This is a genomic window from Pseudomonas artemisiae, from assembly GCF_057128685.1.
In genome coordinates this window covers 59,367-70,716 of sequence record NZ_JBSKHS010000011.1, presented here as the reverse complement: position 1 = coordinate 70,716, position 11,350 = coordinate 59,367, and the positions used below count along the sequence as shown (strand labels likewise).

General features: G+C 60.4%; 11 protein-coding genes. 5 read left to right on the top strand and 6 right to left on the bottom strand.

Translation table 11 applies throughout. The features are described from left to right. Positions 1-35 precede the first annotated feature (35 nt). From trkA to def, 4 genes are all read right to left on the bottom strand, one after another. Complete coding sequence (trkA, locus tag ACWKV4_RS14080; protein ID WP_483832702.1) at positions 36-1,409, bottom strand: Trk system potassium transporter TrkA; 1,374 nt, start codon at positions 1,407-1,409, stop codon at positions 36-38. Between the two features lie 3 nt (positions 1,410-1,412). Further along, the gene (rsmB, locus tag ACWKV4_RS14075; RefSeq protein ID WP_483832701.1) at positions 1,413-2,726 is read right to left on the bottom strand and encodes a 16S rRNA (cytosine(967)-C(5))-methyltransferase RsmB; all 1,314 of its coding nucleotides are present in this window, start codon (positions 2,724-2,726) and stop codon (positions 1,413-1,415) included. Further along, positions 2,723-3,655, bottom strand: coding sequence for a methionyl-tRNA formyltransferase (gene fmt / locus ACWKV4_RS14070; RefSeq protein ID WP_483832700.1), 933 nt, complete (start codon positions 3,653-3,655; stop codon positions 2,723-2,725). The genes rsmB and fmt overlap by 4 nt, the downstream gene beginning before the upstream one ends. A gap of 92 nt (positions 3,656-3,747) precedes the next feature. Beyond that, entirely contained in the window at positions 3,748-4,263 is a 516-nt protein-coding gene (gene def / locus ACWKV4_RS14065; protein ID WP_483832699.1) for a peptide deformylase, read from the bottom strand. A gap of 151 nt (positions 4,264-4,414) precedes the next feature. Here def and ACWKV4_RS14060 point away from each other — a divergent pair, with 151 nt between their 5' ends. From ACWKV4_RS14060 to tsaC, 3 genes are all read left to right on the top strand, one after another. After that, positions 4,415-5,440: a LysM peptidoglycan-binding domain-containing protein gene (locus ACWKV4_RS14060; RefSeq protein ID WP_483832698.1), complete on the top strand. Its 1,026-nt coding sequence runs from the start codon at positions 4,415-4,417 to the stop codon at positions 5,438-5,440. 77 nt (positions 5,441-5,517) lie between these two features. Beyond that, positions 5,518-6,639 (top strand): DNA-processing protein DprA, encoded by a 1,122-nt coding sequence (gene dprA, locus ACWKV4_RS14055; protein WP_483832697.1) that lies wholly within the window; start codon positions 5,518-5,520, stop codon positions 6,637-6,639. A gap of 39 nt (positions 6,640-6,678) precedes the next feature. After that, positions 6,679-7,233, top strand: coding sequence for an L-threonylcarbamoyladenylate synthase type 1 TsaC (gene tsaC, locus ACWKV4_RS14050; protein WP_483832696.1), 555 nt, complete (start codon positions 6,679-6,681; stop codon positions 7,231-7,233). Between the two features lie 284 nt (positions 7,234-7,517). On the opposite strand, the gene ACWKV4_RS14045 is transcribed toward tsaC, so the two are convergent. Then, positions 7,518-8,492, bottom strand: coding sequence for an NADPH:quinone reductase (locus ACWKV4_RS14045; RefSeq protein ID WP_483832695.1), 975 nt, complete (start codon positions 8,490-8,492; stop codon positions 7,518-7,520). A 152-nt stretch (positions 8,493-8,644) separates the two neighbouring features. On the opposite strand from ACWKV4_RS14045, the gene hemF reads away from it, so the two are divergent. Both hemF and aroE read left to right on the top strand, forming a co-directional pair. Then, positions 8,645-9,580: an oxygen-dependent coproporphyrinogen oxidase gene (gene hemF, locus ACWKV4_RS14040; RefSeq protein ID WP_483832694.1), complete on the top strand. Its 936-nt coding sequence runs from the start codon at positions 8,645-8,647 to the stop codon at positions 9,578-9,580. A gap of 11 nt (positions 9,581-9,591) precedes the next feature. Beyond that, positions 9,592-10,407: a shikimate dehydrogenase gene (gene aroE / locus ACWKV4_RS14035; protein WP_483832693.1), complete on the top strand. Its 816-nt coding sequence runs from the start codon at positions 9,592-9,594 to the stop codon at positions 10,405-10,407. A 14-nt stretch (positions 10,408-10,421) separates the two neighbouring features. On the opposite strand, the gene choX is transcribed toward aroE, so the two are convergent. Next, a complete protein-coding gene (gene choX, locus ACWKV4_RS14030; protein WP_483832692.1) occupies positions 10,422-11,342 on the bottom strand; it encodes a choline ABC transporter substrate-binding protein in 921 nt (306 codons plus the stop codon). Between the last annotated feature and the right edge of the window lie 8 nt (positions 11,343-11,350).

Below are 11,350 nucleotides of genomic sequence, written 5' to 3'. Positions count from 1 at the left end.
GCAAGCCTTCCCAACGCGTCGAGCGCTGGGTTCTCCTAGAAGAAACTCAGCCCTACATGGAATAACTTTTCCACATCGCGGATGTACTTTTTATCCACAACGAACAGGATGACCCGGTCACCGCTCTCTATAACGGTGGTGGCGCGGGCAATGATCACATTCTGGCCGCGGATGATGGCGCCGATGGAGGTGCCTGGGGGCATGGTGATTGCCTCCAGTGATCGACCCACCACCTTGCTAGAGCGGGCATCGCCGTGGGCGATCGCCTCGATGGCTTCCGCCGCGCCGCGCCGTAGTGAATGTACGCTGACGATATCACCCCGCCGCACATAGGCGAGCAGGCTGCCAATGGTGGCCAACTGAGGATTGATGGCAATGTCGATCTCGCCGCCCTGCACCAGGTCCACGTAGGCCGCATTGTTGATCAGCGTCATCACTCGGCGCGCGCCAAGACGCTTGGCCAGCAGCGAGGACATGATATTGGCTTCGTCATCGTTGGTCAGGGCCAGGAAAATATCCGCATCGGCAATGTTTTCTTCCACCATCAGGTCCCGGTCCGAGGCACTGCCCTGGAGCACGACCGTACTGTTAAGGGTGTCGGACAAGTACCGGCAGCGTGCCGGGTTCATCTCGATGATCTTCACTTGGTAGTGGCTTTCGATGGCCTCGGCCAAGCGTTCACCAATATGCCCACCACCAGCGATCACTACCCGCTTGTTATTGACATCCAGCCGTCGCAATTCGCTCATCACTGCCCGAATATCGGCCTTTGCGGCGATGAAGAACACTTCGTCGTCGGCCTCGATCACCGTGTCACCACGGGGCAGGATGGCCCGATCACGGCGGAAAATCGCCGCCACGCGGGTTTCTACATTTGGCATGTGATGGCGGATTTGGCGCAGTTGCTGACCCACCAATGGGCCACCGTAATAAGCCCTTACCGCTACCAGCTGTGCCTTTCCCCCGGCGAAGTCGATCACCTGCAGGGCGCCAGGGTGCTCGATCAGCCGCTTGATGTAGTGGGTAACTACCTGCTCGGGGCTGATCAGTACGTCCACCGGGATGGCTCCGTTGGAGAACAGCTCACCATTGTTCAGGTAGGCGGCCTCTCGCACCCGGGCAATGCGCCGGGGCGTGTGAAACAGGGTAAAGGCTACCTGGCAAGCCACCATGTTGGTTTCGTCACTGTTGGTGACTGCCACCAGCATGTCGGCATCGTCCGCGCCCGCTTGGCGCAGTACCGAGGGGAAGGAGGCTTTACCCTGAACGGTACGGATGTCTAGGCGGTCGCCCAGTATGCGCAACCGCTCGCCGTCGGTATCCACGATGGTGATGTCATTGGCTTCGCCAGCCAGGTGTTCAGCCAGGGTTCCACCCACTTGGCCAGCGCCCAGGATGATGATTTTCATGGATCAGGTTCGCTCAGCCGCGGCAATTTTCATCAGTTTGGCGTAGTAGAAACCATCGTGCCCGCCGTTTTGGGGAAACAACTGGCGACCATGGGCCTGGCGTTCGCCGGCCTCCAAGGGCAAGTCGAGCTCTCGGGCGCCGGGAGTACGCGCCAGGAAGGCCGCAATGTTGTCGCTGTTTTCCCTAGGCAATACCGAGCACGTGGCATAAAGCAAAATGCCGCCAACCTCCAGCGCACGCCACATGGCGTCCAAAAGCTCCCCTTGCAAGGCCGTTAGCGCGGGAATGTCATCAGCCTGTCGAGTCAGCTTGATGTCCGGATGACGGCGGATAACGCCCGTTGCCGAGCATGGGGCGTCGAGCAAGATGCGCTGGAACGGCGTGCCGTCCCACCAGGCGGCGGTGTTTCGACCATCGGCCGCGCGCAGTTCTGCGCTCAGCCCTAGCCGGGCCAGGTTTTCCTCTACGCGCCCCAAGCGTTTGGCCTCCAGGTCGATACCCAGTACATAGCCCAACCCGGGCGTATGTTCGAGCATATGGCAGGTTTTGCCCCCAGGGGCACAACAAGCGTCTAGTACACGCTGGCCAGGCTTAAGCTCCAACAATTCCGCCGCCAGTTGCGCGGCTTCATCCTGCACACTTACCCAGCCCTGTGCGAAGCCGGGCAAGCCGGTTACGTCCGCGGCATTGGCCAAGGTAATGCCGTCAGGGCTGAAGAGGCACGGCGTTGCGACTACGCCGGCTTCTGTAAGCAATGCAAGATAGGCATCACGCGTATGGTGGCGTTGGTTGACCCGCAAGGTCATGGGTGGGTGTTCATTGTTGGCGGCGCAGAGGGCTTCCCATTGGCTCGGCCATGCGGCCTTGAGCGCCTTTTGCAGCCAGCGCGGATGCGCCGTGCGTACTACGGGGTCCCGTTCCAGGCTCACCAGGAGGCTCTCACCCTCACGCTGGGCTCGCCGCAATACCGCGTTGAGCAAACCCTTGGCCCAAGGTTTTTTGAGCGCATCGGCACACCCAACGGTTTCGGCAATGGCGGCATGGGCGGGTATGCGCGTGTAGAACAGCTGGTAAAGGCCGATCAACAACAAGGCGTACACGTCAGCATCCGCGGCCTTGAAGGGTTTTTGCAACAGTTGTTCGGCCAGCAAGGCCAACCGTGGCTCCCAGCGCGCGGTACCGAACGCCAGGTCTTGGGTGAGGCCTCGATCACGCGCCTCTACCCGGTCCAGTTGCTGGGGTAGCGCGCCATTGAGTGACGCCTTGCCATTAAGCACGGAGGCCAAGGCCCGTGCGGCCGCCAACCTCGGGCTCATTGACCCAATACCAAGCCGGGGCTGAAGACTTCACGTCGACTGTTATAAAGGTCAGCGAACGCTAGCGGCTTGCCCCCTGGCAGTTGCAGGCGGGTGAGGCACAGGGCGCCCTGGCCACAGGCCACGATCAGCCCCTCCTTGCTGGCCGAACGGATTTCACCTGGCGCGCCTGTGCCTTGCGTAACGTGCGCGGCCAGTACCTTCACGGTGTCCTGGTTCAACGTGCTGTGGCACACCGGCCACGGGTAAAGGGCGCGTATTTGGCGTTCTAGCTCAACGGCGGGCCGAGACCAATCGAGTCGGGCTTCTTCTTTATTCAGCTTGTGCGCATAGGTGGCCAAAGCGTCGTTTTGAGCCTGGCCTTCAAGAGTGCCAGCGGCCAAGCCCTCGATGGCTTCAAGCACTGCGGGCGGGCCTAGCCGGGCCAGGCGGTCATGCAGGCTGCCGCCGGTGTCATCCGCGCTGATTGGGGTACTGACCTTAAGCAGCATCGGCCCGGTGTCCAGGCCTGCCTCCATGCGCATCACCGTAACGCCACTTTCCTGGTCGCCCGCCTCCACGGCCCGCTGGATAGGGGCAGCGCCGCGCCAACGGGGTAGCAAGGAGGCATGGCTGTTGATGCAGCCCAGCCGAGGAATATCCAACACCGCTTGAGGGAGGATCAACCCATAGGCCACCACGACCATCAAATCAGGTGCCAGGGCTGCCAGTTCAGCCTGGGCATCAGCGTTGCGCAGGGTGCCAGGTTGATAAACCGGAATGTCATGGCGCTGCGCGAGTTGTTTCACCGGGCTAGGCATCAGCTTTTGACCACGGCCGGCTGGTCGATCGGGCTGGGTATAGACGGCCACTACCTGATGAGCACTGCCTAACAGCGCCTGCAAGTGCTCGGCGGCGAATTCGGGGGTACCTGCGAAGATAAGGCGCATGGGTTCTCGCTTAAATGAAAAGGGCTTGCCGAAGCAAGCCCTTGGGCGCTAGTGACTTGGGCCTGTCAACGAGAACAGCCCTAGCCGCGTGCCTAGTTCTTTTCGACAGCCTGGCGGTGCTGTTTTTCGAGTTTTTTCTTGATTCGATCACGCTTGAGCGTGGACAGGTAATCCACGAACAATTTGCCATTGAGGTGATCGCATTCGTGCTGAATGCACACGGCCAACAAGCCTTCGGCGATGATTTCGTACGGGCTGCCGTCCCGATCCAGCGCCTTGACCTTGACCTTTTGCGGGCGATCTACGTTTTCGTAGAACCCCGGCACGGACAGACAGCCTTCCTGGTATTGGTCCATTTCGTCCGTGAGGGATTCGAACTCAGGGTTGATAAACACCCGTGGCTCGCTACGATCTTCGCTCAGGTCCATTACCACCACACGCTTGTGGACGTTTACCTGAGTCGCGGCCAGGCCGATGCCCGGTGCTTCGTACATGGTTTCAAACATGTCGTCGATCAGCGTGCGCAGCTCGTCGTCCACAACCGTGACCGGCTTGGCATGGGTACGCAGGCGCGGGTCCGGAAATTCGAGGATGTTTAAAATAGCCATATGCTTTAGTGCTGCACTGTAAGGTAAAGTCAGTGGGAAGGGCGCGGAGCGCTTGTTGAGCAGCCATGCTCATGGAAAGCCCTAGGGTGGCATGTGCGTTCACCATGCCAACGGGGTTTGACGATGCGTACATGATAAAGGGATTCACGGCATGAGGAAATCATTACTCGCCCTGCTGCTATTGGCCGGCGCCAGCCTGGCCTATGGCGATGACTTGCTTCGCGATGGCCATCCGCAGCGGTATACCGTGGTAAAGGGCGACACGCTCTGGGACATTGCGGGGAAATTCCTTAACCAGCCGTGGCAATGGCCGCACATCTGGCACGCCAACCCTCAGGTGGCCAACCCTGACCTGATCTACCCAGGCGATTCGCTGGTGCTGGGCATGGTCAACGGTCAGCCGCAGCTATTCCTGGAGCGCGGCCAGTCCCGGGGCACCATCAAGTTGTCCCCCCATGTACGTGCCACGCCAGTGGCAGAGGCCATTCCCAGCATTCCTTTGGGCGCCATCAATGCCTTTCTGATCAACAACCGGATTGTCGACGAGTCGTCGGCTTTCGACGCCGCGCCTTATATCGTGGCAGGCAATCAGGAGCGCGTGCTCAGCGGCATGGGGGATCGTATCTACGCCCGTGGCCAGTTCGAACCTGGCCACGCGGTGTATGGGATTTTCCGCCAAGGCAAGGTCTATACCGACCCCAATACCCAGGAAGTACTAGGCATCAATGCCGATAACATCGGCAGCGGCGAGGTGGTTGCCACTGAAGGCGATATCGCGACCCTGAACCTGCAGCGCTCCAATGCCGAAGTTCGTGTGGGGGACCGTTTGTTCACCAGCGAAGAACACCCCGTCAATTCCACGTTCTTTCCAAGCCCACCACAGGTCCCGATCGAAGGCCGAATCATCGACGTCCCCCGAGGTGTAACGCAGATTGGCAAGTACGACGTGGTCACCATGGACAAGGGTCAGCGCGACGGTTTGCAGGAAGGCAACGTACTGGCCATTTATAAAACAGGCGAAACTGTCCGCGACCGGATTACCGAAGAACAAGTGAAGGTCCCAGACGAGCGTGCTGGCTTGGTGATGGTGTTCCGTAGTTACCAGAAACTGAGCTATGGTCTGGTATTGACCGCCACGCGCTCACTGGCGGTACAGGACAAAGTGCGTAACCCGTAATACCGCAAGGAAAGTTACCAACATAGTTATCCACAGGGCTTGCACAGCTCTGGGGAGGCCCGATCAAGGATGATCATATGCACCTTTTTTCTTCATGTACCGTTTCGCCCGCTCGTTCGCCCGCTGAACTCGAAGCCCGCTTGCGCCTGCATCGTTTGCCCGATACCGGCCCAATACATTTTCGTTTACTTATGGAAGCCTTTGGCTCAGCCAGTGCTGCCCTTAGTGCTCCAACATCGGCCTGGCAGTCATTGGGTCTCACATCCACTTCAGCGCAAGCCCGGCGTAGCGCTCGAGTACGTGATGCCGCCAGTGCGGCCTTACGCTGGCTGGAAGCCCCGGGCCAGCACCTGCTGGCTTTCGACGATCCCGGCTACCCTGCCTTGCTCAAGGAAATCCCCAACGCGCCGCCCTTGTTATTCATCAAGGGTAGTCCTCAGATATTGGAGCGGCCGCAGCTGGCGATGGTCGGTAGCCGCCGTGCGTCTGCCCCTGGGTTAGATACCGCCAAGGCCTTTTCACGCAGCCTGGCCAGTGCTGGTTTCGTGATTACTTCAGGCCTTGCCTTGGGCATTGACGGGGCCGCGCACCGGGCCGCGTTGGAGGTCCAAGGCGCTACCGTGGCGGTGCTAGGCAGTGGCTTGGAAAATATTTATCCACAACGCCATGTTGGCCTGGCGCGCAAGATTGTAGAGCACGGGGGCGCGTTGGTATCGGAATTCCCGCTGGACATGCCGCCCACCCGCGAGACCTTTCCTCAGCGCAATCGCATCATCAGTGGCTTGTCGCTGGGTGTGCTGGTGGTCGAGGCCAATATTGCCAGTGGGTCGCTTATCACCGCCCGCCTGGCCGCCGAGCAGGGCCGCGAAGTGTTTGCTATCCCGGGATCAATCCACCACCCGGGCATGAAGGGCTGTCATCAGTTGATTCGTGACGGAGCTCAGTTGGTCGAGACCGTGCAGCATATTCTTGAAGGCTTGCGAGGTTGGCAGGGGGCGGCTCCGTTAGCGGAACCCGAGGTGGGGGCACATGACGGCCACCCGTTACTGCGCAGCCTGCTAGCCGCCCCCCAAAGCGCGGAGCAGTTGGCGCAAAGCCTGGGCACGCCACTGCCAAAGGTATTGGCGGCACTTACTGAGCTGGAGCTTCAAGGCCTCGCGGTTTGTGAGACAGGGCGTTGGTTTGGGCGCCCTGGCTAGTTACACTTCGCCTGAGCCCAGGCGCGCAGGAGTGTAATGATGAAGAGCAGTTGGCGAGTGCAGCAAGCTGCCCGGGAAATCCGTGCTGGCGCGGTGATCGCATACCCTACCGAAGCGGTATGGGGGCTGGGGTGCGATCCCTGGAATGAAGAAGCCGTGTATCGACTGCTGGCGATCAAGGGCCGCTCCGTGGATAAGGGCATGATTCTGATTGCCGACACTATTCGGCAGTTCGACTTTCTCCTTAAGGACTTCCCTGAAGCCTGGCTAAACCAGATGGCCAGCACCTGGCCGGGCCCCAATACCTGGCTGGTGCCCCATCAGAACCTGTTGCCGGAGTGGATTACCGGCCAGCACGACAGCGTGGCCTTGCGGGTAAGCGACCATCCGTTGGTGCGCGAGCTGTGCGCCCTGGCCGGCCCGGTGGTGTCAACGTCCGCCAACCCCCAGAGCCGCCCGCCCGCGCGTAGTCGATTGCGTGTAGAACAATATTTCCGAGGGCAGGTGGACGTGGTACTGGGCGGAGCGCTGGGCGGCCGCAAGAGCCCGAGCGTGATTCGCGACTTGCGCAGCGGTGAGGTAGTGCGGCCTTGAGAAGATACGCCGCGACGCGTATTCAAGGCTTATATTCGGTCATACCGCCTGTAGCAGCCGAGCTTGCTCGCGACCAGTTCCAATACGGTAGTGTGGCCGGTCGCTGGCAAGCCAGGCTGCTACGGTGTGGCCTATATGTTCCCGTAGCAGCCCAGCTTGCTCGCGACCAGATTCAATACGATGCTGAGACGGTCGGGGCAACGCGTTTGGCGCCAAGGCCTGCTGCTACGAGATGTATGGCTCCACTTGCGAGGTGAGAGCCAAGACGCTATCTACGAGCAGCCTTAGGGCAGCAGAATGGTAGACCCTGTGGTCTTGCGCCCTGCCAGGTCCTTGTGGGCCTGGGCCGCCTCCTCAAGCGTGTATCGCTGGTTGATGTCCACCTTCACCTTGCCGCTGGCCAGCATGTCGAACAGTTCATCGGCCATGCCTTGCAAGGCGCCAGGTACGGCATAGGTACCCAAGGTTGGGCGGGTGACGTACAACGAGCCCTTGCTGGCCAGCACCCCCAGGTTCACCCCGGAAACCGCGCCGGAGGCATTGCCGAAGCTCACCAAGAGGCCACGGGGTGCCACGCACTCCAAAGAGGTTTCCCAGGTGTCCTTGCCTACACCGTCGTACACCACCGGGCATTTTTTCCCGTCGGTCAGTTCCAGTACGCGCTTGGCAACGTCTTCTCGGCTGTAGTCGATCACTTCCCAGGCACCCGCGGCCTTGGCTTTTTCAGCTTTTTCGGCAGACCCCACCGTACCGATCACCTTGGCCCCTAGCGCGGCGGCCCATTGGCACGCCAACAAACCTACGCCCCCCGCGGCGGCATGAAACAGGATGGTTTCCCCGTTTTGCAGCCGATAGGTTTGGCGCAGCAGGTATTGCACCGTCAAGCCTTTAAGCATCACGGCCGCGGCCTGCTCGAAGCCGATGGCCTCGGGCAGTTTCACCACGGCAGCGGCGGGCAGTACGTGGACGTCGCTGTAGGCACCCAAAGGCCCGCCTGCATAGGCCACGCGATCGCCTACCTGTAAAGCCGTGACCTCGGCCCCGACCGCCTCCACTACCCCAGCGGCTTCTGTGCCTAGCCCAGAGGGGAGCGCCGGGGCGGGATACAAACCGCTGCGAAAGTAGGTATCGATGTAATTCAGGCCAATGGCATGGTTGCGTACGCGTACATCCTTAGGGCCGGGCTCTGGGGGCGTGAACGTCACAAGTTCGAGCACTTCCGGGCCACCGTTGCTGGAAAACTGAATGCGCCTTGCCATTGGTTTGTATCCTCGTGTGAGTGATGAATACCTATCGGACGCCTTCCATAGACCGGCGTCAACTCCCGCCGACAATGCCGATGGTATGCTACGCGGCGATTTTCAATGGCCGTCGTTACGGCGGCTTGGCGTATTCGTGCACGAGGTAACCGATGAACACTCGCACCGAGGCCGTGAAGGCCTACCTGCTCGACCTGCAAGATCGCATTTGTGCCGCGCTGGAAGCAGAAGACGGGGGCGCACGGTTCGTCGAAGACGCCTGGGCGCGACCGGCCGGTGGTGGTGGCCGTACTCGAGTCATCGACAACGGCACGGTGATTGAAAAAGGCGGGGTCAATTTCTCTCATGTGCATGGCGCTGGGCTGCCCCCTTCAGCCAGTGCTCACCGTCCAGAACTGGCCGGGCGCTCTTTCGAGGCCCTGGGCGTGTCGTTGGTGATGCACCCACACAATCCCCATGTGCCTACTTCCCATGCCAATGTCAGGTTCTTCATTGCCGAACAGGAAGGCGAGGAGCCGGTGTGGTGGTTCGGTGGTGGCTTCGACCTGACCCCTTACTATGCGTACGAAGAAGACTGCGTGCATTGGCACCGCGTGGCGGAACAGGCCTGCGCGCCTTTTGGCAAGGACGTTTATCCAGCGTACAAAGCCTGGTGTGATCGCTATTTCCATCTCAAGCACCGCAATGAGCCGCGGGGCATTGGCGGGCTGTTCTTCGACGACCTCAACAGTTGGGATTTCGATACCAGTTTCGCGTTTATGCGGGCCGTGGGTGATGCCTATATCGAGGCCTGGTTACCCATTGTAAAGCGGCGCCGAGAAACCCCCTGGACCGAAGCGCAAAAGGAATTCCAAGCGTATCGCCGTGGCCGGTACGTCGAGTTCAACCTGGTCTATGACCGTGGCACCTTATTCGGGCTTCAGTCCGGTGGCCGTACCGAGTCGATCCTGATGTCCTTGCCGCCTACCGTACGTTGGGGCTATGACTGGAAACCTGCGCCAGGCAGCGAGGAAGCCCGCCTGACCGACTACTACCTGCAGGACCGTGACTGGCTGGGGCTGGGCCAACCCGCGGGTATCCAACCTTGAAGGGCGCCGATATGGACCAGTACGTTGTATTCGGTAACCCCATTAACCATAGTAAATCCCCTTATATTCACCGAATGTTCGCCGAGCAAACCGGCCAGGCCATGGCGTACAGCACCCTGCTTGCCCCTTTGGACGGCTTTGCCGCCACGGCCCAAGCGTTCTTCGAGCAGGGCCGTGGGGCTAACGTCACGGTGCCGTTCAAGGAAGAGGCTTGGCGTTTGTGCGATGAGTTGACCCCACGGGCACGCCGCGCGGGCGCGGTGAATATGCTTAGCCGTCTCGAAGGGGGCGGCCTGCGGGGCGACAATACAGACGGTGAAGGCTTGGTAAGGGACTTGCTACACAACTGCGGGGTTAACCTGGCCGGTGCCCGCATTCTTCTGTTGGGCGCGGGCGGCGCGGCTCGCGGTGTGATCGAGCCTCTGTTGGAACAGCGGCCACAGGCCCTGGTCATCGCCAACCGTACCGTGGAAAAAGCGCAGGCCCTTGCGGCGATCTTTTCCCCCTTGGGGCCGGTTACCGCCCTGCCATTGGAGGCTTTGAGCGCGCCCATGGATGTGATCATCAATGCGACCGCCGCTAGCCTGGCAGGCGAGGCGCTGGCGCTGCCAGCCGGTTTGATCACCCCTGGCCACACGGTGTGCTACGACATGATGTATGGCAGTGCTCCCACGCCATTCGGGGCCTGGGCGGTCGAGCAAGGCGCTGCCAAGGCGCTCGACGGCCTTGGCATGCTGGTCGAGCAAGCCGCCGCGGCCTTCCGTTACTGGCGAGAAGTCGAGGTGGACACTTCGCCAGTGCTGAGCGCGTTGCGTCAGGGGTTATAGGGTATAGCCGGCGACTATAATTTGCCGGTAACCGCCGGTAATGCATCCTGGCCATCAAGGGTTTTCACGCCCGCCAGCCACTTTTGCAGCACGTCGGGGTGGGCCTTGAGCCAGGCCTTGGCGGCATCGGCGTTACTGATCTTCTTGTCCGCCACGCTGGCCATGATTGCGTTTTCCATGTCCTGGGTGAAGGTCATTTGGGTGAACAGCTTGGCCACTTCCGGGCACGCCTGGGCATAGCCGTTACGCGTCAGGGTGTACACGCTGCCGCTGGCGCCAAAGTAAGCCTCTCCACCGGTGAGGTAATGCATCTTGAGTTTCACGTTCATGGGGTGAGGGGTCCAACCCAGGAATGCGATAAAGCGCTTGGATTTTACCGCGCGGTTCACTTCGGCAAGCATGGCTTGCTCGCTGGACTCCACCAGCTTCCATTGGCCCAGGTCGAAGTCGTTCTTCTTGATGATGTCTTGGATCGACTGGTTCGCTGGCGCGCCGGAACCGATACCGTAGATCTTCTTGTCGAACTTGCCGGCAAAGGCATTAAGGTCTTTGAAGTCATGCACGCCAGCCTCGTACACATAATCAGGCACCGCGAGGGTGAACTCAGTGCCCTGCAGGTTTTCGGTCAGGCGGGTTACCTTGTTAGTGGCTACGAATTGATCGTGAAAGCCTTGCTGCGCAGGCATCCAGTTACCCAGGAACACGTCTATCTGGCCATCGCGCAGGCCGCCGTAGGCAATGGGTACGGCCAAGGCATCGACCTTGGTTTTATAGCCCATGGCATCAAGCACGATCCCCGCCATGGCATTGGTAGCGGCGATGTCACTCCAGCCGGGGTCCGCCATTTTCACTGGGCTGCAACTGTCCGCGCCTTGAGCCGCCAGGCTGGTAATACCGAGGCCAACGATCAGCAATGCTGTGGATAGCGTTTTCATGGTCTTCC

Excerpts from the sequence above, each read along its gene's own strand:
- trkA (WP_483832702.1), bottom strand. The coding sequence starts at position 1,409 with ATGAAAATCATCATCCTGGGCGCTGGCCAAGTGGGTGGAACCCTGGCT.
- rsmB (WP_483832701.1), bottom strand. The coding sequence starts at position 2,726 with ATGAGCCCGAGGTTGGCGGCCGCACGGGCCTTGGCCTCCGTGCTTAAT.
- fmt (WP_483832700.1), bottom strand. The coding sequence starts at position 3,655 with ATGCGCCTTATCTTCGCAGGTACCCCCGAATTCGCCGCCGAGCACTTG.
- def (WP_483832699.1), bottom strand. The coding sequence starts at position 4,263 with ATGGCTATTTTAAACATCCTCGAATTTCCGGACCCGCGCCTGCGTACC.
- ACWKV4_RS14060 (WP_483832698.1), top strand. The coding sequence starts at position 4,415 with ATGAGGAAATCATTACTCGCCCTGCTGCTATTGGCCGGCGCCAGCCTG.
- dprA (WP_483832697.1), top strand. The coding sequence starts at position 5,518 with ATGCACCTTTTTTCTTCATGTACCGTTTCGCCCGCTCGTTCGCCCGCT.
- tsaC (WP_483832696.1), top strand. The coding sequence starts at position 6,679 with ATGAAGAGCAGTTGGCGAGTGCAGCAAGCTGCCCGGGAAATCCGTGCT.
- ACWKV4_RS14045 (WP_483832695.1), bottom strand. The coding sequence starts at position 8,492 with ATGGCAAGGCGCATTCAGTTTTCCAGCAACGGTGGCCCGGAAGTGCTC.
- hemF (WP_483832694.1), top strand. The coding sequence starts at position 8,645 with ATGAACACTCGCACCGAGGCCGTGAAGGCCTACCTGCTCGACCTGCAA.
- aroE (WP_483832693.1), top strand. The coding sequence starts at position 9,592 with ATGGACCAGTACGTTGTATTCGGTAACCCCATTAACCATAGTAAATCC.
- choX (WP_483832692.1), bottom strand. The coding sequence starts at position 11,342 with ATGAAAACGCTATCCACAGCATTGCTGATCGTTGGCCTCGGTATTACC.